This is a genomic window from Cupriavidus sp. USMAA2-4 (assembly GCF_001854305.1).
GTDB lineage: Bacteria > Pseudomonadota > Gammaproteobacteria > Burkholderiales > Burkholderiaceae > Cupriavidus > Cupriavidus malaysiensis.
Window position 1 is genome coordinate 1341200 of record NZ_CP017749.1, and the last position, 23229, is coordinate 1364428.

Annotated in this window: 18 protein-coding genes, 2 tRNA genes and 3 rRNA genes; 12 read left to right on the forward strand and 11 right to left on the reverse strand. The window is 66.5% G+C overall.

Annotated features, from left to right (window positions below; all coding sequences use genetic code 11):
* Positions 1–59: 59 nt before the first annotated feature.
* The 6 genes from BKK79_RS26005 to BKK79_RS26030 all read left to right on the forward strand — a co-directional run bounded on the left by BKK79_RS26005 (position 60) and on the right by BKK79_RS26030 (position 5691).
* Positions 60–1591, forward strand: a 16S ribosomal RNA gene (locus BKK79_RS26005).
* 61 nt (positions 1592–1652) lie between these two features.
* Positions 1653–1729 (forward strand) — tRNA-Ile (locus tag BKK79_RS26010).
* Between the two features lie 10 nt (positions 1730–1739).
* Positions 1740–1815 (forward strand) — tRNA-Ala (locus BKK79_RS26015).
* Between the two features lie 287 nt (positions 1816–2102).
* Positions 2103–4981 (forward strand): 23S ribosomal RNA (locus tag BKK79_RS26020).
* A gap of 121 nt (positions 4982–5102) precedes the next feature.
* Positions 5103–5216: ribosomal RNA gene (gene rrf / locus BKK79_RS26025) — 5S ribosomal RNA — on the forward strand.
* The 16S, 23S and 5S rRNA genes sit together here with 2 tRNA genes alongside, the layout of an rRNA operon.
* Positions 5217–5403: 187 nt before the next feature.
* Entirely contained in the window at positions 5404–5691 is a 288-nt protein-coding gene (locus BKK79_RS26030) for a GIY-YIG nuclease family protein (protein ID WP_071017424.1), read from the forward strand.
* A gap of 34 nt (positions 5692–5725) precedes the next feature.
* Here BKK79_RS26030 and BKK79_RS26035 read toward each other — a convergent pair whose 3' ends face one another.
* Entirely contained in the window at positions 5726–6148 is a 423-nt protein-coding gene (locus BKK79_RS26035) for an organic hydroperoxide resistance protein (RefSeq protein WP_071021943.1), read from the reverse strand.
* Between the two features lie 371 nt (positions 6149–6519).
* Here BKK79_RS26035 and BKK79_RS26040 point away from each other — a divergent pair, with 371 nt between their 5' ends.
* Both BKK79_RS26040 and BKK79_RS26045 read left to right on the forward strand, forming a co-directional pair.
* Entirely contained in the window at positions 6520–7980 is a 1461-nt protein-coding gene (locus BKK79_RS26040) for a DegQ family serine endoprotease (protein WP_071039220.1), read from the forward strand.
* 296 nt (positions 7981–8276) lie between these two features.
* Positions 8277–8600, forward strand: coding sequence for a hypothetical protein (locus BKK79_RS26045; RefSeq protein WP_071017420.1), 324 nt, complete (start codon positions 8277–8279; stop codon positions 8598–8600).
* Positions 8601–8690: 90 nt separating this feature from the next.
* On the opposite strand, the gene BKK79_RS26050 is transcribed toward BKK79_RS26045, so the two are convergent.
* The 5 genes from BKK79_RS26050 to BKK79_RS26070 all read right to left on the reverse strand — a co-directional run bounded on the left by BKK79_RS26050 (position 8691) and on the right by BKK79_RS26070 (position 14854).
* The gene (locus BKK79_RS26050) at positions 8691–10265 is read right to left on the reverse strand and encodes an MFS transporter (protein ID WP_197524031.1); all 1575 of its coding nucleotides are present in this window, start codon (positions 10263–10265) and stop codon (positions 8691–8693) included.
* Positions 10262–10753 carry a MarR family winged helix-turn-helix transcriptional regulator gene (locus BKK79_RS26055; RefSeq protein WP_071017417.1) on the reverse strand — a complete coding sequence of 164 codons (492 nt, stop codon included), beginning with the start codon at positions 10751–10753 and terminating at the stop codon, positions 10262–10264. Before BKK79_RS26055 ends, BKK79_RS26050 begins: the two co-directional genes overlap by 4 nt.
* A gap of 132 nt (positions 10754–10885) precedes the next feature.
* Positions 10886–12877 carry a transglutaminase TgpA family protein gene (locus BKK79_RS26060; RefSeq protein ID WP_071039221.1) on the reverse strand — a complete coding sequence of 664 codons (1992 nt, stop codon included), beginning with the start codon at positions 12875–12877 and terminating at the stop codon, positions 10886–10888.
* A complete protein-coding gene (locus BKK79_RS26065; protein ID WP_071039222.1) occupies positions 12874–13932 on the reverse strand; it encodes a DUF58 domain-containing protein in 1059 nt (352 codons plus the stop codon). Before BKK79_RS26065 ends, BKK79_RS26060 begins: the two co-directional genes overlap by 4 nt.
* A gap of 4 nt (positions 13933–13936) precedes the next feature.
* On the reverse strand, positions 13937–14854 hold the full coding sequence (locus BKK79_RS26070) for an AAA family ATPase (RefSeq protein ID WP_071017413.1): 918 nt from the start codon (positions 14852–14854) through the stop codon (positions 13937–13939).
* A 149-nt stretch (positions 14855–15003) separates the two neighbouring features.
* Here BKK79_RS26070 and BKK79_RS26075 point away from each other — a divergent pair, with 149 nt between their 5' ends.
* Positions 15004–15831, forward strand: coding sequence for a phytanoyl-CoA dioxygenase family protein (locus BKK79_RS26075; protein WP_071039223.1), 828 nt, complete (start codon positions 15004–15006; stop codon positions 15829–15831).
* Positions 15832–15873: 42 nt separating this feature from the next.
* On the opposite strand, the gene BKK79_RS26080 is transcribed toward BKK79_RS26075, so the two are convergent.
* Positions 15874–16698, reverse strand: a complete 825-nt coding sequence (locus tag BKK79_RS26080; RefSeq protein ID WP_071017409.1) for an IclR family transcriptional regulator — start codon at positions 16696–16698, stop codon at positions 15874–15876.
* A 275-nt stretch (positions 16699–16973) separates the two neighbouring features.
* Between BKK79_RS26080 and BKK79_RS26085 the strand changes: the two genes are divergently transcribed.
* A complete protein-coding gene (locus tag BKK79_RS26085; protein ID WP_071039224.1) occupies positions 16974–17900 on the forward strand; it encodes a LysR family transcriptional regulator in 927 nt (308 codons plus the stop codon).
* Positions 17901–18007: 107 nt separating this feature from the next.
* Here the strand turns inward: BKK79_RS26085 and BKK79_RS26090 are convergent, their stop codons facing one another.
* Positions 18008–18325, reverse strand: coding sequence for a hypothetical protein (locus BKK79_RS26090; protein ID WP_071017405.1), 318 nt, complete (start codon positions 18323–18325; stop codon positions 18008–18010).
* Between the two features lie 158 nt (positions 18326–18483).
* Positions 18484–19053: a YggT family protein gene (locus tag BKK79_RS26095; RefSeq protein WP_071017403.1), complete on the reverse strand. Its 570-nt coding sequence runs from the start codon at positions 19051–19053 to the stop codon at positions 18484–18486.
* A gap of 176 nt (positions 19054–19229) precedes the next feature.
* On the opposite strand from BKK79_RS26095, the gene BKK79_RS26100 reads away from it, so the two are divergent.
* Positions 19230–19682 (forward strand): MarR family winged helix-turn-helix transcriptional regulator, encoded by a 453-nt coding sequence (locus BKK79_RS26100; protein WP_071017401.1) that lies wholly within the window; start codon positions 19230–19232, stop codon positions 19680–19682.
* A gap of 135 nt (positions 19683–19817) precedes the next feature.
* A complete protein-coding gene (locus BKK79_RS26105; RefSeq protein WP_071039225.1) occupies positions 19818–20603 on the forward strand; it encodes a glycine zipper 2TM domain-containing protein in 786 nt (261 codons plus the stop codon).
* 75 nt (positions 20604–20678) lie between these two features.
* Here BKK79_RS26105 and BKK79_RS26110 read toward each other — a convergent pair whose 3' ends face one another.
* Positions 20679–22217 (reverse strand): acyl-CoA synthetase, encoded by a 1539-nt coding sequence (locus tag BKK79_RS26110; RefSeq protein WP_071039226.1) that lies wholly within the window; start codon positions 22215–22217, stop codon positions 20679–20681.
* Positions 22218–22396: 179 nt separating this feature from the next.
* The gene (locus BKK79_RS26115; protein WP_071017396.1) at positions 22397–23095 is read right to left on the reverse strand and encodes a dienelactone hydrolase family protein; all 699 of its coding nucleotides are present in this window, start codon (positions 23093–23095) and stop codon (positions 22397–22399) included.
* Positions 23096–23229 lie beyond the last annotated feature (134 nt).

Below are 23229 nucleotides of genomic sequence, written 5' to 3' on the forward strand. Positions count from 1 at the left end.
AGCGACCGCTCGAAAGAGCGAGGTTTGCGCAGGCAACTGCGCGGAACCACACAGAGATTGAACTGAAGAGTTTGATCCTGGCTCAGATTGAACGCTGGCGGCATGCCTTACACATGCAAGTCGAACGGCAGCGCGGACTTCGGTCTGGCGGCGAGTGGCGAACGGGTGAGTAATACATCGGAACGTGCCCTGTTGTGGGGGATAACTAGTCGAAAGATTAGCTAATACCGCATACGACCTGAGGGTGAAAGCGGGGGACCGTAAGGCCTCGCGCAATAGGAGCGGCCGATGTCTGATTAGCTAGTTGGTGAGGTAAAGGCTCACCAAGGCGACGATCAGTAGCTGGTCTGAGAGGACGATCAGCCACACTGGGACTGAGACACGGCCCAGACTCCTACGGGAGGCAGCAGTGGGGAATTTTGGACAATGGGGGCAACCCTGATCCAGCAATGCCGCGTGTGTGAAGAAGGCCTTCGGGTTGTAAAGCACTTTTGTCCGGAAAGAAATCCTTTGGGCTAATACCCCGGAGGGATGACGGTACCGGAAGAATAAGCACCGGCTAACTACGTGCCAGCAGCCGCGGTAATACGTAGGGTGCGAGCGTTAATCGGAATTACTGGGCGTAAAGCGTGCGCAGGCGGTTTTGTAAGACAGGCGTGAAATCCCCGGGCTCAACCTGGGAATGGCGCTTGTGACTGCAAGGCTAGAGTGCGTCAGAGGGGGGTAGAATTCCACGTGTAGCAGTGAAATGCGTAGAGATGTGGAGGAATACCGATGGCGAAGGCAGCCCCCTGGGACGTGACTGACGCTCATGCACGAAAGCGTGGGGAGCAAACAGGATTAGATACCCTGGTAGTCCACGCCCTAAACGATGTCAACTAGTTGTTGGGGATTCATTTCTTCAGTAACGAAGCTAACGCGTGAAGTTGACCGCCTGGGGAGTACGGTCGCAAGATTAAAACTCAAAGGAATTGACGGGGACCCGCACAAGCGGTGGATGATGTGGATTAATTCGATGCAACGCGAAAAACCTTACCTACCCTTGACATGCCACTAACGAAGCAGAGATGCATTAGGTGCCCGAAAGGGAAAGTGGACACAGGTGCTGCATGGCTGTCGTCAGCTCGTGTCGTGAGATGTTGGGTTAAGTCCCGCAACGAGCGCAACCCTTGTCTCTAGTTGCTACGAAAGGGCACTCTAGAGAGACTGCCGGTGACAAACCGGAGGAAGGTGGGGATGACGTCAAGTCCTCATGGCCCTTATGGGTAGGGCTTCACACGTCATACAATGGTGCGTACAGAGGGTTGCCAACCCGCGAGGGGGAGCTAATCCCAGAAAACGCATCGTAGTCCGGATCGTAGTCTGCAACTCGACTACGTGAAGCTGGAATCGCTAGTAATCGCGGATCAGCATGCCGCGGTGAATACGTTCCCGGGTCTTGTACACACCGCCCGTCACACCATGGGAGTGGGTTTTGCCAGAAGTAGTTAGCCTAACCGCAAGGAGGGCGATTACCACGGCAGGGTTCATGACTGGGGTGAAGTCGTAACAAGGTAGCCGTACCGGAAGGTGCGGCTGGATCACCTCCTTTCCAGAGCGTGCTTCCCAAGTGAAGCGTTCACACTTATCGGTCTGTTTGCTGTTACAGCCAAGGGTCTGTAGCTCAGGTGGTTAGAGCACCGTCTTGATAAGGCGGGGGTCGTAGGTTCAAGTCCTACCAGACCCACCAAGTTATCCGAGGGGGATTAGCTCAGCTGGGAGAGCACCTGCTTTGCAAGCAGGGGGTCGTCGGTTCGATCCCGTCATCCTCCACCATCGACCTTGGGTTGGACAAGCCAAATGCAAGCGCTTAGCGTTGAGCGCTTGCATTTGGCGTTGGCCAAGCGATGTGAAAGCATCGGCTGTTCTTTAACAATATGGGATGTAGTAAAGGTGTCGTGAAGCCTTGATGAGAGGCTGAAGTAACCAACACGATACCGGGTTGTGATTGTATCAACCAAAGTATTTAAGTGATCGAAAGATGACTTGGAATACGGCACAAATGCGAGAACTCAACCTGTAATGAGCGTTTCAAGCGCGAGCTTGAGACACACTCGTTATAGGGTCAAGCGAACAAGTGCATGTGGTGGATGCCTTGGCGATCACAGGCGATGAAGGACGCGGTAGCCTGCGAAAAGCTTCGGGGAGCTGGCAAACGAGCTTTGATCCGGAGATGTCCGAATGGGGAAACCCGGCCCGTATGGGTCATCCCTTGCTGAATACATAGGCAAGGGAAGCGAACGCGGCGAACTGAAACATCTAAGTAGCTGCAGGAACAGAAATCAACCGAGATTCCCAGAGTAGTGGCGAACGAAATGGGAACAGCCTTGTACTCTTTAGCAGCATTGTTAGCAGAACGGGATGGAAAGCCCGGCCATAGCAGGTGATAGCCCTGTATGCGAAAACAGCGTTGTGGAACTAGGTGTACGACAAGTAGGGCGGGACACGTGAAATCCTGTCTGAAGATGGGGGGACCATCCTCCAAGGCTAAATACTCGTGATCGACCGATAGTGAACCAGTACCGTGAGGGAAAGGCGAAAAGAACCCCGGGAGGGGAGTGAAATAGATCCTGAAACCGCATGCATACAAACAGTCGGAGCCTGGAAACGGGTGACGGCGTACCTTTTGTATAATGGGTCAGCGACTTACATTCAGTGGCAAGCTTAACCGATTAGGGCAGGCGTAGCGAAAGCGAGTCCGAACAGGGCGTTCAGTCGCTGGGTGTAGACCCGAAACCAGATGATCTATCCATGGCCAGGTTGAAGGTGCGGTAACACGTACTGGAGGACCGAACCCACTAGTGTTGAAAAACTAGGGGATGAGCTGTGGATAGGGGTGAAAGGCTAAACAAATCTGGAAATAGCTGGTTCTCTCCGAAAACTATTTAGGTAGTGCCTCGTGTCTCACCTTCGGGGGTAGAGCACTGTCATGGTTGGGGGGTCTATTGCTGATTACCCCGCCATAGCAAACTCCGAATACCGAAGAGTGCAATCACGGGAGACAGACATCGGGTGCTAACGTCCGGTGTCAAGAGGGAAACAACCCAGACCGCCAGCTAAGGTCCCAAAGATTGGCTAAGTGGGAAACGAAGTGGGAAGGCTAAAACAGTCAGGAGGTTGGCTTAGAAGCAGCCACCCTTTAAAGAAAGCGTAATAGCTCACTGATCGAGTCGTCCTGCGCGGAAGATGTAACGGGGCTAAGCCAGTCACCGAAGCTGCGGACGCACGCAAGTGCGTGGTAGGAGAGCGTTCTGTAAGCCTGTGAAGGTGTCTTGTAAAGGATGCTGGAGGTATCAGAAGTGCGAATGCTGACATGAGTAGCGATAAAGGGGGTGAAAGGCCCCCTCGCCGTAAGCCCAAGGTTTCCTACGCAACGTTCATCGGCGTAGGGTGAGTCGGCCCCTAAGGCGAGGCAGAGATGCGTAGCTGATGGGAAGCAGGTTAATATTCCTGCACCGTCGTATGATGCGATGGGGGGACGGATCGCGGAAGGTTGTCCGGGTGTTGGAAGTCCCGGTCCCTGCAGTGGAGAAGGCGCTTAGGCAAATCCGGGCGCGGGATTCAAGGCTGTGGGGCGAGCGACCATGCGTCGCGAAGCAATCGGAAGTGGTTCCAAGAAAAGCCTCTAAGCTTCAGTCATACGAGACCGTACCGCAAACCGACACAGGTGGGCGAGATGAGTATTCTAAGGCGCTTGAGAGAACTCGGGAGAAGGAACTCGGCAAATTGGTACCGTAACTTCGGGATAAGGTACGCCCTGGTAGCTTGACTGGCCTGCGCCAGAAGGGTGAAGGGGTTGCAATAAACTGGTGGCTGCGACTGTTTAATAAAAACACAGCACTCTGCAAACACGAAAGTGGACGTATAGGGTGTGACGCCTGCCCGGTGCCGGAAGATTAAATGATGGGGTGCAAGCTCTTGATTGAAGTCCCGGTAAACGGCGGCCGTAACTATAACGGTCCTAAGGTAGCGAAATTCCTTGTCGGGTAAGTTCCGACCTGCACGAATGGCGTAACGATGGCCACACTGTCTCCTCCCGAGACTCAGCGAAGTTGAAGTGTTTGTGATGATGCAATCTCCCCGCGGCTAGACGGAAAGACCCCATGAACCTTTACTGTAGCTTTGCATTGGACTTTGAACCGATCTGTGTAGGATAGGTGGGAGGCTTTGAAACCGGGACGCTAGTTCCGGTGGAGCCGTCCTTGAAATACCACCCTGGTTTGTTTGAGGTTCTAACCTTGGCCCGTGAATCCGGGTCGGGGACAGTGCATGGTAGGCAGTTTGACTGGGGCGGTCTCCTCCCAAAGTGTAACGGAGGAGTTCGAAGGTACGCTTGGTACGGTCGGACATCGTACCTAAAGTGCAATGGCAAAAGCGTGCTTAACTGCGAGACCGACAAGTCGAGCAGGTGCGAAAGCAGGACATAGTGATCCGGTGGTTCTGTATGGAAGGGCCATCGCTCAACGGATAAAAGGTACTCTGGGGATAACAGGCTGATACCGCCCAAGAGTTCATATCGACGGCGGTGTTTGGCACCTCGATGTCGGCTCATCTCATCCTGGGGCTGTAGCCGGTCCCAAGGGTATGGCTGTTCGCCATTTAAAGAGGTACGTGAGCTGGGTTTAAAACGTCGTGAGACAGTTTGGTCCCTATCTGCCGTGGGCGTTGGAATCTTGACGGGGGCTGCTCCTAGTACGAGAGGACCGGAGTGGACGTACCGCTGGTGTACCTGTTGTCTCGCCAGAGGCATCGCAGGGTAGCTATGTACGGAAGAGATAACCGCTGAAAGCATCTAAGCGGGAAACTCGCCTGAAGATGAGGATTCCCTGGAGGCTTGACCTCCTTGAAGGGTCGTTCGAGACCAGGACGTTGATAGGCTGGGTGTGGAAGCGCAGTAATGCGTTAAGCTAACCAGTACTAATTGCCCGTAAGGCTTGATCCTATAACCAGTGTGTTTCACTGGCTGACGTATCGCGTGTGCCCAGATGGTGCCGATACCTCACAACCAAGACTACATCCCTATTCGCTGCGACGGCTCAACCCCGGCGCAGCAACCCCTTATGCCTGGTGACCATAGCGAGTCGGAACCACCCCTTCCCATCCCGAACAGGACCGTGAAACGACTTTGCGCCGATGATAGTGCGGACTACCCGTGTGAAAGTAGGTCATCGCCAGGCTCTCCCTCCCGCAAAACCCCTCGACAGCAAACGCTGCGAGGGGTTTTGTCTTTGCGGCGCGCCGTCGTACCTGTCTTTCGCACATCGCGGCGCAATCCAAGGCGATAATCGTGCTGCGTTACCCACGTGCAGCCGCGCCGGGTCGGCGGCGATTCGCGCCGAACGTCTCTATCGCACCACTCACCTCATGCCGAATCCGGCCACCTGGTACCTCTACCTGCTCGAATGCGAGGGCAATGCCATCTACACCGGTATTACCACCGATGTAGCACGGCGCTTCGCCCAGCACCTGGCGGGTACCGGGGCGAAGTACACGCGTTCGCGCAAGCCGATCCGCGTCCTCGGCAGTCACCCCTTTCCCAACCGCTCGGAAGCCTCGCGCGCCGAGGCAGCGGTCAAGCGCCTCAGTCCCGAGCAGAAGCGTGCTTATTGCGCCACTCTGGCATCGACGCAAGCCGCGCCCGGCGCCGGCTGAGGCCGCCGGACAGGCCGGCCCCTCACGCAACTGCTCACACCACCGTCAGCACCACATCGATATTGCCCCGCGTCGCATTGGAGTACGGGCAGACCTGATGGGCCTGTTCGACCAGCTTCTGGGCCTGTGCCTTGTCATAGCCGGGAATCGAGATCTTCAACTCCACCTGCAGGCCGAAGCCCTGTCCGGCCGGTCCGATGCTGACGGCACCTTCGATCGAAGTATCGGCCGGCAAGGCGGCCTTCTGCTGGCCGGCAACGTAACGCATCGCTCCGATGAAGCAGGCCGAATAGCCTGCGGCGAACAGCTGCTCGGGATTCAAGCCATTGCCGGCCCCGCCCATTTCCTTGGGAACGGCGAGTTTGATGTCGAGTTGGCCATCCGAGGTCACAGCGCGCCCATCGCGGCCGCCGGTGGCGGTTGCGTGGGCTGTGTACAGCACTTTTTCGAGTGTCATATCGGCTCCCATCATGTTTTCGTGGGAAAGTGGAAGTGAAGGCTTACCTGAGCCCGGCTCGACTCGGGAATCCGGCGAGCGGCCTTCCAGCTTAGTGCCTGCGCAGACCCGTGGCGGAAAAAATGGCGGAGAGATGGCGGACAACGAGGGCCACCCACCGGAGGATCTGCTGGTCGGTTGGGTCATCATATTCCACCGAACTTGAGATTGCGCGAGAGTGAGCATGTGCTGACAAAGCCGGAGGCCAGCCAGCGGGACCAGGGCCAGGATGCGTGCGCCCGCTTAAGTCTGCGTTAAGGATCGTTGGATAGCATGGTTCCGTCGCGCCAGGGAAGGCCAAGGCGCTGGAACTTCAAAGAAAGGGACACTCCATGATTCGCCAGACTCTTGCTCGCTCGGCTCTCGGCATCGCCGCGCTGGCCGCCATCGGCGGTGGTTATGCCTACCTGCAGAAGGAAGTCATCACGCCCAGCTACGCGGCCACCACGCCTGCCATCGCTGCCGCGCAATCCGTCGCCGTGGCGACACCGACCGACTTTTCCGGCATCGTGCAGCAGTACGGCCCGGCCGTGGTCAATATCAGTGTGACCGCGCGCGCGCAGCGGACCTCGGCCCAGACGCAAGGCATGGATCCGGAAGATCCGCTGTTCCAGTTCTTCAAGCGCTTCGGCCCGCAGTTCCAGATGCCGCAGAACAACCAGCCGCAACTGGTGCGAGGCCTCGGCTCGGGCTTCATCATCAGCCATGACGGACTGATCCTGACCAACGCTCACGTGGTCGACAATGCACAGGAAGTGACGGTCAAGCTGACCGACCGGCGCGAGTTCAAGGCCAAGGTCCTGGGTTCCGACGCGCAGTCCGACATCGCGGTCATCCGTATCGATGCCAAGGACCTGCCGACCGTCAAGCTCGGCGATGCTTCCGTGGTACGCGTCGGCGAACCGGTGCTCGCGATCGGCTCGCCCTATGGTTTCGAGAACACGGCGACCGCCGGCATCGTCAGCGCCAAGTCGCGCTCGCTGCCCGACGACACCTACGTGCCCTTCATCCAGACCGATGTCGCGGTCAATCCCGGCAACTCGGGCGGCCCGCTGTTCAACCAGCGTGGCGAGGTGATCGGTATCAATTCGCAGATCTACAGCCAGACCGGCGGTTACCAGGGCCTGTCCTTCGCCATCCCGATCAACGTGGCGACCAAGGTCGAGCAGCAGCTGGTCGAGCATGGCAAGGTGACCCGCGGCCGCCTGGGCCTTGCGGTCCAGGAGGTCAACCAGGCGCTGGCCAATTCCTTCGGCCTGCCGAAGCCGTCGGGCGCGCTGGTGACGTCGGTCGAACCGGACAGCCCGGCCTCCAAGGCGGGACTGAAGGCCGGCGATGTGATCGTGCAGTTCAACAATGACGTCATCGACCATTCGGGCGACCTGCCGGAACGCGTGGCCGACATCAAGCCGGGCACCGACAGCACCGTGAAGATCATCCGCAAGGGCCAGCCGATGATGCTCACGGTCAAGGTGGGCGCGGCACGCGAACAGAACGTGGCGCAAAAAGGCGGCAACAGCGATGCCGGCGGCCGGCTCGGGCTGGCGGTACGCCAGCTGACGGCCGAGGAGAAGCGCGACAGCGGCATCGATGCAGGCCTGGTGGTCGAGGACGTCAGCGGCCCGGCTGCGCGCGTCGGCATCCAGCCCGGTGACGTGATCCTGTCGCTCAACGGTACGCCCATCACCTCCGCCGACCAGCTGCGCTCGCTGGTGGCCAAGTCCGGCAAGCAGGTGGCACTGCTGGTGCAGCGGGACGATGCACGCATCTTCATTCCGCTCGACCTTGGCTGATCCCGCCACGATCCGCTGAGCGACGGCGGCGCACCGGGTGGACCGGCGCGCCGCCGATTTCGTTTACCGGGGCGGGTCGGCGGCAGGTATACCCCGCGTAAACGGCACCGTATACGCGGGGTATACGAAGCGGGTATACCTCCCGCGAAGCCTTGCAGATCGCGGCATTCCGGCTCACAAAGGGCTTTCAACGGGCGCCTTTACAGGTATCATCACGCCTGCGACGCATCAAATCATGCTCCGTCCCCGCGACCGGTATTTCCGACGCAAGCCGGAGCGATTGAACAAGGAAGTCTATGCAGTTGGATTTCACCCGGGCCCCGGCCGGTGCGGGTACAGAGAGAGCGCGCCGCGCGCCTCACTCCACGCCGTCGGCGCCCCGCCGCCGCAAGAAGGCCGCTACCCCGCCTCACTGGGAGCGCGGATACCGATCGCACTACTACCGCAATGAGCGCGGCGACAAGCTGGGCGAGGTCCGGCTGTCCGAGCGCGGCGATCTGCCCGTGGTCTACCATTGGGCCGCCGGCAACTATTCCGGCGCAGAAGGCTCGCTCGCCCACGCCCGCATGCGCGTCGAAGAGACCGTCGGTTTCGGCATGCGCCAGCTTCCCCTGTTCTGAGCCCCGGGAACACGCTTTTCCCAGGGTGGCTTGCGCCATCCACTCCCAGCCGCGCTTCACCCAGCCGCGCCTCACGGCCACCCGGCCGTCTCAGTTGAGCCGGCGCTGTATCAGCACGAAGGCCGCAGTGGCCAGTGCCAGTACGACCACCAGTCGGTACAGATCCTCGCAGGCGATCAGCCTTGCCTGCTGCTCGACCAGCAATCCCAGTTGTGCCACCGCGCCTTGATGGCCGTGTGCGGCATCCATGCCTCGCGCCACCAGTGTTTCCTGGACCTGGGCAAGCCATTGCGATACCTGCTCCGGACGCTGCCCCAGTGCATCGGTCAGGCTGGTATGGACGGCGAACTGCCGGTTCTGCAGCAACACCGCCCCGAGTGCAGAGGCAAAGGTGCCGGCGATCTGCCGGATCAGGTTCTTGCTGCGATAGCCGTGCGCGAAGTCGTCGTCAGCCAGTGAGCGGAAGGTCAGCCCGGCGACCGGGATCACCACCATCACGCCGAACAGTCCCTTGCCGACCAGGCCCCAGGCCAGGGCCGATGGCCCCGCGTCGGGCGGCATCACCGAGAACCACCAGGCGGCGCCGGCCATCACCAGCAGCCCGCAGACGATCAGCGGCTTCTTGTCCGGCAGGCGCGGCGCCACGCGCAGGTAGACCAGGATGCCGCCAAAGCTCACCAGCGCGGCGAAGCTGTTGAGCCAGCCCGTGGTGGCCAGCGGGATCTTCAGGGCCTGCTCCGCATAGACGGGGAAGAGATAGGCGCTCAGGTTGCTGACCACGTAGTAGAGGAAGTACAGCGCCAGGCCGGTCAGGTAGACCGGGTTGCGCAACGGGCGCAGGCGCAGCACCGGTGCCGCATGGTGCCATTGCTGCCACAGGAAGGAGGCCAGCAGCGCCAGCCCGAGCAGGCACACCAGCAGCAGGCGCAGCGGGTGCGAGAAGATATCGAAGCGCGCCTCGGTCATGGCGGCCTGCAGCGCCACCACCGCGGTACCGAACAGCAACAGCGGCCCCAGCGCCGGGCCTTCGTCCGGCGCACGCTGCTCGGCGTCCGGCAGCAGCAGCCAGGCGCCGATCGCCGCCAGCACCGCGAACGGCAGCACGCCGTAGAACACGTCCTGCCACACGCCGCGGTCGATCAGCTCCGCGGCCAGCGCGGGTGCCAGCGCCGAGGCGCCAAAGATGCCGATCATGAAGATGCGCGTGGCGCGCGGCCGGTCCGCGGCGCCGAACATCGCCACGATCAGGATGCGGCAACTGGTGAAGAGCGAGCCGCCGCCCACGCCCTGCACGAAGCGCGCGGCGACGAGCTGGGCGAGGTTGTGGCTGGTGGCGGCGGCCAGCGTGCCGGCGATGAACAGCAGCAGCGCACCGGTCATGTAGTAGCGATAGCCGAAGCGCCGCGCCAGCCATTGCTGCTTGAGGATCATCAGCATGCCGCCCACGGCGTAGCCGCCCTGCACCAGGGCGAAGCCGCGCGGATCGGCGTCGACGCCGCCCACGATGTGGCTCGAGGCGAACACGAACATGATGTTCTCGAGAAACTCGACGGCGGTGGCCAGGGCCAGCAGCATCATCACCAGGGTCTGGCGCTGCCGGTGGCTCAGCAGCCGCAGCCAGCGCCAGCCGATGCGCAGCGGCTGCAAGGCCGGATTCGCTCTCATGGCTCGAGGGCCTCCAGGTTGGCGTGCAGGCGGGCCAGTGCGCGCGTGGCCTTGTCCAGGCCGCCGCTTCCGAGGGGTTCCCACGCTTCGCCATAGGCCGCGTGCACGGCGGGCATCGCCTGTTCCAGCAGCCGGCGCCCGGCGGGCGTCAGCACCAGGTCGAGGCTGCGCCGGTCCTGCGTGGACGCGTGGCGCTGGACCAGCCCGCGCGTTTCCAGCCCGTCCACCAGCCGCGTCATCTGCGTGCGGGTGGCGTCGATGGCGACGCCGAGTTCGGAGGGCATGGTGGGCTCGCCGGCATCGGCGGCCAGCATGCTGATGACCAGATACTGCGACAGGTCGAGCCCGAACGGGGCCAGCGCGCGCTCGATATGCGCGCGCAGCAGGCGGCTGGTTCGCAGCAGCAGGCGCGAGGCGAGGATCAGCTCGCGCGGGGCATCGGCGTAGGTGGTGCAGATGCGGTCGATACGCGCTTCGAAAGATGACATGGAGGGCGGACAAGGCGTGGGAGGCTGCCGTGCCATTCGGTGTGTTAGTTACGAATGAAATTATATCATTCGCAACGAATGACGCGGCCGAGGGCGGTGTACCTGGGTCCCTTGTCCGCCAGGCCGGCCGCCTCAGCGGCGCCGCAGCCGCGCCAGCTTGCCGAGGGTGCGGCGCATGATGGCGAGTGCGGCGGCGCGCTGCTGCGCGGTAGCGGTACCGTAGCGCAGCGCGATGTAGGCGTCGATGAAGGCCTGTGCGTGCGGCGCCACGGCCGGCAGCAGCGCCGCGGCGCGCGTGGCGAAGTCGCGCGGCCCTTCGCCGGTGCGGCGCACGCAGCCGAGGCGCCCCAGCCTGGCACAGAAACGTGCGTACAGGGCCGTGACCGGATCGGTGCCGCGGCGCCGCAGCCACCAGGGCAGAGGCAGCAGCAGCGCCAGCACGGCCATGCCGGCCAGCAGCAGTTGCGTCAGGCTGGCGCCGATGCCGAGCCGCTCGAGATGTCCGAGCAGGCGGGCCTGCTGCCGGCGATCGTACTGCAGTACCCAGCGCTGCCAGGCGTAGACCATGCCGTCCAGGCCCCAGTGCAGGCGCCGCAGCCAGGCCGGGCCGCGCTGCCACCCCCCCAGGCCGGCGGCTCCGTCGCCCAGGACATCCGCTGCGCCCAGGTCGATGCGGTCCGGCGCGACGGCCGCGGTCGGATCGACCCGGACCCAGCCACGCCCGGCCAGCCAGACCTCGGCCCAGGCGTGGGCATCGGACTGCCGCACGAGGTAGTGGCCGCCGATCGGGTTGTATTCGCCGCCCTGGTAGCCGGTCACCACGCGCGCCGGCACTCCGGCGGCGCGCATCAGGAAGACGAAGCTGCCGGCGTAGTGCTCGCAGAAGCCGCTGCGCGTGCCGAACAGGAAGCTGTCCACCTGCTGTTGTCCGAGCGGGGGCGGCGACAGGGTGTAGCGGAAGGGCGCGCCGGCGAACAGCTGCAGTGCCGCCTGCACGCGCTGCCAGGGGGCGGCAAGGTCTGTCTGCCATTGCCGCGCCAGGGCGCGGCTGCGCGCATTGCCGGGCGGCAGCTCCAGCGCCAGCCGCGCGGTGCGCTCGTCCAGTATCTCGGCGGCCGGCGGCGGTGCCGAGCGCGCACGGTATTGCAGACGGTGGTCGGCCGGAGCGCCGGCGAGGAATTCGCCGTCGACGGTGACCGCGGCCGAGCCCGCCTGTTCGAGCGACCGGCCGCGGTCGAGCAGCAGCAGCCAGCGCTGCCCGCTGGGCTCGAGCGCGATGTCGTAATCGACGGCGTCACCCGCCGCGGCGGCGGACAGCGGCGGAGGCGGCTGGAGCGTGCGGCGCCGCGCGGCATCGGGCAGCCAGGCCGTGCCGTCGTAGTGCCACAGCACCATGGCGCGCCAGTAGAGGGCGGCATTGGGCAGCGGCGCGCCACGGAGGGTCGCATGGAAGGCCGGTTCCGCCGAGCGGATCAGTTCGCCCACGCTGCCCGGCCGCATGGTGTCGCTCAATCCGGTGGTGGCCGTCCGCGCGGCTTGCGGCAGCCGCCATAGAGGCTGCTCCAGGCGCGGAAACAACAGGAACAGCAGCAGTGCCCAGGGCAGGCCGAGCAGCGCCATGCGCGCCAGCATCGGCCAGGGGGCCAGTCGCGCGCGGGCTTCCGGATGCTGCAGCCACAGCCAGTTGCGCAACATCCAGGCCGCCACCCCGGTGCCATACACGGCCAGCCAGAAGGGCTGCTCGAACAGGTACAGGCTCAGCAGCAGGTAGAAGCAGAGCTGGGTCACGAAGGTGGCATCGGCGAGCGCGCGGCACTCCAGCAACTTGAGCACGACAAAGGCGCCGAGCAGCGCGACCGCCAGCTCGCGGCCGACGCTGCCGCCGTCCTGCCAGGCCAGGGCCGCGCCGGTCAGCACCACCAGGCCGGCCACCGTGCCGAGCGCCAGCCGCGATGGCAGCGGGGCGCGCTGCTGCCAGAGCAGCCAGCGCCACAACATCAGCAGCATCAGCAGCAGGCTGACCGCGAGCGGGAGGGTACGGGCCTGCGGCGCCAGCACCAGGGCGAGCTGGCCCAGCAGCAGGCCCTGCTCATCGTGCCCGAGCGGGTGCGCGGCAGTCTTCATGGGACGGCTTCCGCCGCCGCCGCGCCCCCTGCGCCTCGCCCATCCGGCCAGAGCGCAAGCGCCTCCAGGCAGGCGCGTCGCTGCGCGGCGCCGCTGCCGGGCGGGATCTCCACGCCCGGCAGGCGCAGGCCGAAGCGCACGGACTCGTCCGCCGCCAGCACCCAGGCACACAGCCGCGACAAGCGTGCCTCCTCGTCGAGCGAAGCCGGCATGTCTTGCCACGCCAGCCAGCAGGCCGGCCGGTCCTCATTGCCGCCGGTGCGTGTCAGCCAGCTGCCGGTGCGGGCGCTGTGCTTCCACGCGATACGGTGCAGGGGGTCGCCATTGCGGTAGCGGCGCAACTGGTCGATGCCGTCGTCGCCGCTGCGCGCCGCAGACTCGTCCCCGGTGTCCGGCGCGGTCCAGGGCGGGGGCGGCGCGCCGGTTTCCGGCGCGGGGTAGACCAGGGCCGCGAGCGGCAGGTCGGCGTGGCTCCAGACGCGGAACAGCGCCAGCGGGAAGCGGCTGGATACAGTCAGGCGCGGCAAGGCCAGCCAGCCCCGCTGCGGCGCGTCGAGGCGCAGCGCCAGCACGGCATCGGCCTCTGCTGCCAGGAACTCGCCGCCGTCCGCGAGCACGGGACCGCGAGCTGCCTGCAGCGCCACGCTGTAGCGGGGCATGGTCCCGGCATTGCGCAGCCGGACGCGGAAGGTGGCGGCGTCGCCGGCAAAGGCAGGCTCGGCGGCTACGGCCCCGACCGCGAGGTCGAGCAGGTTGCGGTAGGCCTGCCACATGCTGCCCATGGCGATGCCGCCCAGCACGAAGGTCAGGGCGAAGCCCAGGCTGATGTTGTAGTTCAGCGCGGTCAGCAGCATGGCCGCCAGCAGCACCGCGAAGCCGGCGCCGCTGCGCGTGGGCAGGATGTAGAGATGGCGGCGGTCGAGTGTGACGACGCCGTCCAGCGGCGCGCGCCGGCGCCGCAGCCGCATGGCGGTCCAGCGGCGCAGCGCCGCCGGTGCGGGCCCGGTGGGCCGGGCGCGCGGCGCCGTGGCGGCATCTGCGCGGGTGCGCGCCATGGTGTCAGGGGATGGCGACCTCGGCCAGCAGCCGCGCCACGTCGTCCTGCCCGCTGCGTGCCGCGCCGGGCAGCAAGCGGTGGCCGGCCACCGCGGTGAACACGGCCTGCACATCCTCGGGCAGTACCAGCTCGCGATGGTCGAGCAGTGCCCAGGCGCGCGCGCACGCCAGCAGCGCCAGGCCGGCGCGCGGCGACAGGCCCGCGGCGAACTCGCGCCGGCCGCGCGTGGCCTGCACCAGCGCCAGCACATAGTCGACCAGCGCCGGGCTGGCGTAGACCTGCGCCGCCGCGGCCTGCAGGCCGCGCACCTGGGTGGCGTCCAGGATGGCCGGCGCCGCCGCTTCGTCGGCGCCCCCCAGGTAGAGCACGCGTTCGAAGGCGGGGTCCGGATAGCCGAGCGACAGCCGCATGGTGAAACGGTCGAGCTGCGATTCGGGCAGGGCGTGGGTGCCGAGCTGCTCCAGCGGGTTCTGCGTGGCGATCACGAAGAAAGGGGAGGGCAGCGCATGCGTGGTGCCGTCATGGGTCACCTGTCCTTCCGCCATGGCTTCCAGCAGCGCGCTCTGGGTCTTCGGGGGGGCCCGGTTGATCTCGTCGGCCAGCACCACCTGGGCGAACACCGGCCCGGGATGGAAGCGGAATTCGCCGGCATCGCGCAGGAACACTGAGACGCCGATCAGGTCGGCCGGCAGCAGGTCGCTGGTGAACTGCACGCGCCGGTACTGCAGCCCCAGCGTACGCGCCAGCGCATGGGCCAGGGTGGTCTTGCCCACGCCCGGCAGGTCCTCCAGCAGCAGGTGGCCGCGCGCCAGCATGCAGGCCAGCGCCAGCCGCACCTGGCGCGGCTTGCCCAGCACGATGCGGCCCAGCTGGGTCTGCGCTTCGCCGAGGGCGTCGGTGATTCTCGGGCGGGCGGTCACGGTGGCCGTCTCCGGGTGGGGCTGACGCGCCATTGTAGCGGTGCGCGCCACCGCGCGGACTGTCCGCTGCCGCACCCTCCGGGCGGGTACACCGGGGCGCCCCGCTTCTGGCATCATCGAAGCTATTGCCGATCAACCGGTCACACGCGATGACTTCCCCGCAGCAACCCCACCCGACGGCGCCAGCGGCGGCCGGCGGGATTTCCCCGTCCCCGGCCGAACTGGACAAACTGGCCGTGGATTTCCACCAGGATGGCTACCTGGTCTTGCGCAGCTTCGCGCCCGAGGCCGTCTGCGCGGCGCTGGAGCAGGTGGCCCGCGCGCATCTGGCCGGCGCTGTGCCGCCGGTGGAGTACGAAGCCGAGCTGGGCTATCCCGGCGCGCCGGCCAGCCGCGATGCCGCCGGCGGCGGCACCGTGCGGCGGCTGCGCCAGGCTTATGGCCGGGACGAGGTGTTCCGCCGCTGGGCCGGCGATCCGGCGCTGGTGCGGGTGGTCGAAGGCCTGCTGGGCGAACCGGCCCGGCTGACGCTGGCGCACCACAATTGCGTGATGACCAAGCACCCGCATTTCGGCAGCCAGACCGGCTGGCACCGCGATACGCGCTACTGGTCGTTTACCAGCCCCGAGTTGGTGACGGTGTGGCTGGCGTTGGGCGACGAGGACGAGCGTAACGGCGTGCTGCGCGTGATTCCCGGCTCGCACCGGGCGGCGCTCGAACCCGGACAGCTCGACGCGCTGGAATTCCTGGTGGAGGCGCATCCGGCCAGCCAGGCGCTGCTGCAGGGCGTGGTGCCCTTGTCGCTGCATCGTGGCGACGTGCTGTTCTTCGACAGCCGCCTGTTCCACAGTGCCGGGCGCAATGCCTCGGAAGCGGTCAAGCTGTCGGTGGCCTTCGCCTACCACGGCGCCGGCAACCAACCGCTGCCGGGCACGCGTTCGGCCGAGTTCGGCAGCATCGCGCTGCCTCCGGCCTGAGCGGCGCGGGGCTGGCCCCCGCGCGACGCCCCCGCCAGCGCCTCAGGTGCGCAGGCCGACCAGGTTGGAGATCTTCTCCGAGGCCGCCAGCAGCGGCGGCAGGAAGTTCTGGATCATTTCGGCGGCGCTGGTGCGGTTGGCCTGGCCGCTGATATTGATGGCGGCGAGCACCTGTCCCGCACGGTTGCGGATGGGCGCCGCCAGCGACACCAGCCCTTCCTCCAGTTCCTGGTCGTTCTCCGCCCAGCCGCGCGCGCGGATATCGGCGATCACCTGCTTGAGCGCGTCGATATCGGTGACGGTGTTGCGCGTGCGCGCGCGCAGATCCGAGGCCCGCAGCACGCGGTCCAGTTCGGCTTCCGGCAGGCCGGCCAGCAGCACGCGCCCCATCGACGAGCAGTAGGCGGGCAGGCGGCTGCCGATCGACAGGTTGATGGTCATGATCTTGCGCGCCGGCACCCGCAGCACGTAGACGATCTCCGTGCCGTCCAGCACCGAGATGGAACAGCTCTCGTGCACCTGCTGCGACAGCGTCTCCATGATCGGCTCGGCCAGGTTCCAGAACGGCATCGAGGTCAGGTAGGCGAAGCCCAGGTCCAGGATCTTGGGGGTCAGGCGGAACAGCCGGCCGTCCGCCTGCACGTAGCCGAGACCGACCAGCGTCAGCAGGATGCGGCGCGCGCCGGCCCGCGTCAGCCCGCTGGCCTGCGCGATCTCGGTCAGGGTCTGGGCCGGGTGCTCGGCGTTGAAGGCGCGAATCACGGACAGGCCGCGCGCGAAGGACTGCACGTAGCTGTCGCTCGGCTTCTCGGCCGCCGGACCGGCGCCGGCTTCGGCCGTCGGATGGGAGGTGGCTGGGGTGGCCATCGGTGGAATCGGCTTGGCGCCGAATAGCACGGAAAGGCCGAAAGGGTAGAGGAAATGCGCGTTCGGCGCCAGTGGCGCACCCGCCGCATCCTACCGCTGGCGGCAGCCGCGGCGGCGCGCTGTATGGCGCCGGAGTGCGCAAGCCGGCGCCGGCAGGCCGGTTTTCGGTGCCGCGCCCGCCGGCTTGTGCAGACGCTGTCCGCCGCGTGCCGCATAATGTCGCGCGAATTCGGCCGATTAGGAGGCGCGGCGCACCGACTGTGCCGCAGAGGAAAGTGTCGTCAGCGAACGAAACGATTCAGTGGAACGATTGGGAGGCATTCTGCAGCGTAGTGGAGTACGGCACCTTCACCGCTGCCGCCGAGCAGCTCGAGTGCCCGAAGTCCCGCGTTTCGGCGGCGGTGGCCCGGCTCGAGGACGCCATCGGTGCCAAGCTGCTGGAGCGCACCACGCGCCGCATGCGCCTGACGGACGCGGGCAGCGCCGTCTACCGGGATGTGGCGCCCTTGTTCGCGCGGCTGCGCGAGATCCGGCAGGAAACCCTGGCGCGCGAGGAGCGCGTGCAGGGCGTGCTGCGCATTGCCACCCCCTACGAGTTCGGCGCCCAGCAGCTCGGGGGCGTGATCTGCCGTACCCTGGCCGCGTACCCGGAGCTGGACGTGTCGGTGGAAACGGCACAAGGCCTGGTCGATCCGATCCGTGACGGCTTCGATATCGCCTTCGTCGCGGTCGATGCCGATCTGCCGGACTCCGGCACGGTCGCGCGCCGCATCTACCATGTCGAGCGCGGCCTGTTCGCCGCGCCCGCGCTGGCCGCCACGCTGCCGCAGGCGGCCGTGCCCGAGCAGCTGGCCAACCTGCCGGTGCTGACCACGCCGGGCGATACGGTCTGGGAGTTCACCTACGCCGGCGAGCGCGTATCGGTGCCGATCCACCCGCGCATGCAGACGTTCAACGCGGAACTGCGCCTGCAAGGGGCGCTCGCCGGGCTGGGCATCGTGCGGCTGGCGCTGCACTACTGCGAGGCCGAGGTGGCCCAGGGCAGGCTGGTGCGCGTCTTGCCGGAATTCACGCCGCCGCCCTTGCGGGTCTTCGCCCTGTTGCCGGACCGGCGCCTGCAGCCGCGCAAGGTGCGGGCCTTCATGGAAGAGGTGGAGTCGATGCTGGCTGCCCACGAGCAGGCCGGCATCGCGATCTGCTGAGGCAGCGCAGGGCGGGGAGTCCCTGCGCCACCGGTACCGGCGGCAGCGGTCCCGGCAAGGGCGCGGCGCCGTCAGGCGTGCCCGACGTGCCGGACGTGCCCGATGTCTCAGGCGCCTTCGCTGAAGCTGTCGCGGCGGCCGAGGTTGGCGCCTTCCGAGTACGGGTCGCGGCGGCCCAGGTTCGCGCCTTCCGCATACGGGTCACGGGCGCCGATGCGTGCGCCATCCGAGTACGGGTCGCGATTGCCGGCGCGTGCGCCTTCCGAGTACGGATCGCGCGCACCCGCGTGGCCGACGCCGCCGTCCAGGCGGGTCAGGTCGGAATCCAGTGCCGCTGCGTGCGCGCCGGCGGCGGCACCCAGCGAGAGGCCGACGGCGCAGAGCAGGGAGAGGACGAGGCTGCGGGTTTGGGAGGGAGTCTTCATGATGTTTTCTTCTCTTGTCTTGGCAGTGTGCGTGGTTCGGGCCACGTTGACCGTACTGTAGTCGCTGCAGAATTCGAGAAAAAGCATCAATTCTCAACACACTGTCCAGGCTCGTGGACAATGCTTGCCCCGGCGGCCTGGGCCGCCAGGCCCAGCCTTTACAGCAGGAAGCGCGTGCCGGTCAGGCCGGCGCCCAGGCGCGCGATCATCATCAGCAGGATCTGCGCGATCACGAACAGTACCAGCGGCGAGATGTCGAAGCCGCCCAGGCGCGGCACCACGCGCTGGATCGGCCGCAGCAGCGGGGCCGTCAGGTGGTGGATGATGGGGGTGATCGGGGAGTGCGGGTTGACCCAGGACAGCAGGGCCATCAGCAAGGTCACCCACATCACCAGGCTGACGCCCCACTTCAGCACGCTCGGAATCGCCATCAGCAGCGAGAACGGCAGGAAGTCGAGCGGATTGCCGCCCGACACCATCAGCGCCAGCGTCAGGTAGACCACCGCCGCCAGCCAGGCACCGACCAGCGTGGCCCAGTCGAAGCCGCCCAGGCCGGGAATGATGCGGCGCAAGGGACGCACCAGCCAGTCGGTCACCTGGAACACGCCCTGCGACACGGGATTGCGGGTGGGCAGCCGTGTCAACTGCATCCACAGCCGCAGCAGCAGCGCCATGCCGAACAGGGAGAAGACGGTATCGAGCAGGAAGAGTGCAATTTCCGTGAACATCGGGGGAGTTCCGTGGGCGTGGATAAGGAGCCGCAAAGGGTCTGCAACCGCACAGATTCTGCCACAGCCCTCGCCCCCGACGGCATTCCGCGCGGGGTGTGGCGTGCCTCTCCCTATAATGCCGGGCAACGACGCAGGCCGCCGCATCGGTGCCGCCCGTCTTTCTCCCAGCCCAGATGACGCGCCGAACCACCGCAGCCCCGATCCCGCTCGACAAGCGGGATTTCGAAGCCCTGTCCGATTTCCGCTACCAGCTGCGGCGTTTCCTCCGCTTTTCGGAGGATGCCGCGCGCGAGGAGGGGCTGACGGTGCAGCAGTACCTGCTGCTGCTCCATGTGCGCGGCTGTCCTGGCAAGGACTGGGCCTCGATCGGTGAGCTGGCGGAGCGCCTGCAGGCCAAGCCGCATGGCGTGGTGGCCCTGGTCAACCGCTGCGAGGAAGCCGGGCTGGTGCGGCGCCAGGTCAATGCCGGCGACCGCCGCATCGTCGAGGTACACCTGTTGCCTGCCGGAGAGCGCTCGCTGGCGCGGCTGGCCATGCTCCACCGGGTCGAACTCGAGTCGCTGCAGGGTACCTTCCGCGTGGCGCGTATCACCGCGTTCAACGACGACGGCGCCGAACGGGGCTGAGGCCGGCCGCTGCTGCGGCCCCATGGCGTTTGGTTACAGCGCGTTACGAATCCGTGTTCTCCGTGACACCCGTGCAGCGGCCGCGGCCCTAGACTCGCGCGCATTCCCACCACCTTGCGCTGGAGTCGCATTCCCATGTCCGTGCCTGTCCGTTCCCTGCTGTCCGTCACCCTTGCAGCGCTTGCCGCGCTGGGGCTTGGCGCCTGTGCCGCGCCGTATGGCTACGGCGGCCCGGGAGGCTACGGCGGGTACGCCCCCTATGGCAGTGCAGGCGCCACGGCGTACGCCAATGGCTATGGCGGCAGCACCGCCGGTGGCACCTATGTGAGCCAGGACGGCTATGCCTCTGCCGACGGGGCGCAGGCCGGCGCCTATGCGCCGCCGGCCTACCCCGGCCCGCAGGCGCCGGCGCCTGCCTATGCGCCGGCCGAGCCGGCTCCGGCCTATCCTCCGGCCGCTTATCCCCCGGCCACCTATCCCGGGGCGGCCGGCCAGCCGCCCGCCTATGGCCAGTCTGGCCAGCAAGGGTCCTACGGCGCGCCGGGCTATGCGCAGGGAGCACCGGCGGCACCGGTGGCTTACGGCGTGCGCTACGGCTGGGTCGAATCCATCGAGCAACTGCCGCCGCAGCCGGCCGGCACCAGTGGTGCGGGTGCCGTGGTGGGCGGCCTGGTCGGCGGCCTGCTCGGTCACCAGGTCGGCGGCGGCCGCGGCAACACCGTGGCGACCATCGGCGGCGCGGTGGTCGGCGCGCTGGCCGGCAACGAAGTCGAGAAGCGCGCCAGTACCGCGCCGCAGGCGTTCCGCGTGCGCGTGCGCACCAGCGACAACGCCTACCTGACGCTGACCCAGTCCGATGCCTACCGCCTGCGCAACGGTGACCGCGTCAGGATCGAGAACGGCGTCGCCGTCCCGTATTGATCCGGGCGATCCCTGCCGGACGCGCGCATGGCGCGCGTGTCCGGACCCGGCGCACGCCGCCTGGCTGCTGCACGCTCAGTCGTCGAACAAGGCGGCGTAGTCGTCGCGCAACTGGCGCTTGAGCAGCTTGCCGGCCGTATTGCGCGGCAGGTCGTCGACGAAGACGATGCGCTTGGGAACCTTGTAGGCGGCCAGGCTGGCGCGGGCGTGTTCCAGCAGCGCGTCCTCGCTGACGCCGCCGCCCGGCTTGCGCACCACGCACGCCACCACCGCCTCGACCCACCTGGGGTGCGACAGCGCGATCACCGCCACCTCTCCGACCGACGCATGCGTGTACAGGCACTCCTCGACCTCGCGGCTGGACACCAGCACGCCGCCGGAGTTGATCACGTCCTTGATGCGGTCGACCACATAGAGGTAGCCGGCCTCGTCCATATAGCCCAGGTCGCCCGAATGGAACCAGCCGCCGGTAAAGGCTTCGGCAGTCTGCTCCGGCTTGTCCCAGTAGCCGGTGAGCAGTTGCGGCGAGCGATGCACGATCTCGCCCATCTCGCCCGGCGCCACGTCGCGCAGGGTCTCGTCGACGATGCGCGTCTCCACATTGAGCACCGGCCTTCCCGCCGAGGCCGGGCGGTCGCGATGTTCGCGCGGGCCCAGCACGGTGGCGAGCGGACCGATCTCGCTTTGCCCGTAGCAGTTGTAGAAGCCGAGCGCGGGCAGGCGCTGCTGCAGTTCCAGCAGCACCGGCACCGGCATGATCGAGGCTCCGTAGTAGGCCTTGGCCAGCGTGCCGAGGCGCGCCGGGTCGAAGCCGGGGTGGCGCAGCAGCGCGATCCAGACCGTGGGCGGCGCGAAGAAGCTGTTGAGTCCTTCCGCTTCGATCGTGCGCAGGCAGAAGCCTGCCTCCGGGCTCTCGGCGATCAGCGAGGTGCCGCCCATCAGCAGCAGCGGCATCAGGAACACATGCATCTGCGCCGAATGGTAGAGCGGCAGCGCGGCCAGCGCGCGATCCTCGGCGCGGATATCGCAGCAGGCGATGGCGCTGGCGTATTCGGCCAGCAGCGCGCGATGTGTCATCACCGCGCCCTTGGGCGCCGAGGTGGTGCCGGAGGTGTACAGGATCTGCGCCGGCATCTCGTCGTCGAGCGCGGGGGAGAGCTCCGCCAGCGGACCCTGGGCGGCGGCCTGCAGTACATCGTGCGCCGTACCGCCGTGCAGCGTGCCATGCAGCCGGCACGGCAGGCCGTCGACGCGCTCGGCCAGCGCCGGATCGGCGAACACCGCGCTGGCGCCCGACTGGCCGATGATGTATTCGGCCTCCTTGCGCGTCATCGCGTAGTTGACCGGCACGTGGACCAGGCCGGCGCGCAGGCAGCCCAGCCACAGCAGCAGGTAGGCATCCGAGTTCTTGCCGAAGGCGGCCACGCGATCGCCCGGCTGCAGCCCCCAGGCGGCGAGGGCACCCGCCACGCGCGCGCTCGCCTGCTCGAGCGCGCGGAAGGACCAGCTGCGCTCCTGGAAACGGATGGCGATGCGCTCGGGGTCGCGCCGTACGGCGCGCGCGATGGCATCGGGGATGGTGTTGCGCCGGGCGCGCTGCTGCTCTGACTGCATGGTGGTCTCCGTCGTTATCGTGAGGTCCCATGGCGGGACGACGAAGGCCAAGCCCTCCTCACCCTGTCATGGGTACCTGGGTGCCAGCAAGCCTGAAAGCGGGTTTGGCGCCCAGCATAAGGGCGTCCGGTGAGGAAGGCAAGGCACCGCCGGTACGCGCCGGCGGCACCCGCGACGCGTCAGAGCGCGTCGGCGAGGAAGGTCAGCGCCCGGCCGTGCGACAGGGCCGCCGAATGCTGGTGGTAGGAGGCGCGTGCCCAGCAGTTGAAGCCGTGGTCCGCCTGCTCGTAGACGAAGACCTCGGCGCGCTTGCCCGCCACCGCCTCGCGCACCTGCCGTACCGCTTCGGGCGGGATGTGGGCATCGAGCGCGCCGTAGTGGAACTGCACCGGGACCTCGATGGCCGCGGCCTCCTGCAGGTTGTTCTGGATGCCGCCGCCGTAGAAGGGCACGGCCGCATCGACCAGGCCGCGCGCCGCGGACAGGTAGGACAGCAGGCCGCCGAAGCAGTAGCCCAGCGCGGCGACCTTGCCGCCGCCGCTGTGCTGGCGCAGCGCGCGCACGGTCGCGCCGATGTCCTGCAGCGCGAGGCCGACGTCGACCTGCTTGCGCAGCGACAGCGCGCGCTCCATGTCGGCGCCGGCGTAGCCCAGTTCGACGCGCGGCGCGAGGCGCCAGAACACGTCAGGCGCCAGCACCACATAGCCGTCGGCGGCATACTGGTCGGCCACCGCGCGGATGTGTTCGTTGACACCGAAGATTTCCTGCAGCAGGACGATGCCGGGCGCACCGTCCAGCTTGGCTGCGGGCGGCAGGCTCAGGTAGGCGTCGAAGCTGCCCGTGTCGGCTTCGATGCGGATCCAGCGGCTTTGGGGCATGGTGGCTCGCTCCATGGAGTTTGGTTCAGGGCGCAAGTGTGCCACCGCTGCCCGCTTCGTGCCGGGCACGGCGCCGGCCGTGCTGCCGGCGTCGCTGCCTGGCGCAAAGCGCTACCAGCGTTACCGGTTGGTTA

Coding starts and splice junctions, on each gene's coding strand:
- BKK79_RS26030 (WP_071017424.1), top strand. CDS start 5,404: ATGCCGAATCCGGCCACCTGGTACCTCTACCTGCTCGAATGCGAGGGC.
- BKK79_RS26035 (WP_071021943.1), bottom strand. CDS start 6,148: ATGACACTCGAAAAAGTGCTGTACACAGCCCACGCAACCGCCACCGGC.
- BKK79_RS26040 (WP_071039220.1), top strand. CDS start 6,520: ATGATTCGCCAGACTCTTGCTCGCTCGGCTCTCGGCATCGCCGCGCTG.
- BKK79_RS26045 (WP_071017420.1), top strand. CDS start 8,277: ATGCAGTTGGATTTCACCCGGGCCCCGGCCGGTGCGGGTACAGAGAGA.
- BKK79_RS26050 (WP_197524031.1), bottom strand. CDS start 10,265: ATGAGAGCGAATCCGGCCTTGCAGCCGCTGCGCATCGGCTGGCGCTGG.
- BKK79_RS26055 (WP_071017417.1), bottom strand. CDS start 10,753: ATGTCATCTTTCGAAGCGCGTATCGACCGCATCTGCACCACCTACGCC.
- BKK79_RS26060 (WP_071039221.1), bottom strand. CDS start 12,877: ATGAAGACTGCCGCGCACCCGCTCGGGCACGATGAGCAGGGCCTGCTG.
- BKK79_RS26065 (WP_071039222.1), bottom strand. CDS start 13,932: ATGGCGCGCACCCGCGCAGATGCCGCCACGGCGCCGCGCGCCCGGCCC.
- BKK79_RS26075 (WP_071039223.1), top strand. CDS start 15,004: ATGACTTCCCCGCAGCAACCCCACCCGACGGCGCCAGCGGCGGCCGGC.
- BKK79_RS26080 (WP_071017409.1), bottom strand. CDS start 16,698: ATGGCCACCCCAGCCACCTCCCATCCGACGGCCGAAGCCGGCGCCGGT.
- BKK79_RS26090 (WP_071017405.1), bottom strand. CDS start 18,325: ATGAAGACTCCCTCCCAAACCCGCAGCCTCGTCCTCTCCCTGCTCTGC.
- BKK79_RS26095 (WP_071017403.1), bottom strand. CDS start 19,053: ATGTTCACGGAAATTGCACTCTTCCTGCTCGATACCGTCTTCTCCCTG.
- BKK79_RS26100 (WP_071017401.1), top strand. CDS start 19,230: ATGACGCGCCGAACCACCGCAGCCCCGATCCCGCTCGACAAGCGGGAT.
- BKK79_RS26105 (WP_071039225.1), top strand. CDS start 19,818: ATGTCCGTGCCTGTCCGTTCCCTGCTGTCCGTCACCCTTGCAGCGCTT.
- BKK79_RS26110 (WP_071039226.1), bottom strand. CDS start 22,217: ATGCAGTCAGAGCAGCAGCGCGCCCGGCGCAACACCATCCCCGATGCC.
- BKK79_RS26115 (WP_071017396.1), bottom strand. CDS start 23,095: ATGCCCCAAAGCCGCTGGATCCGCATCGAAGCCGACACGGGCAGCTTC.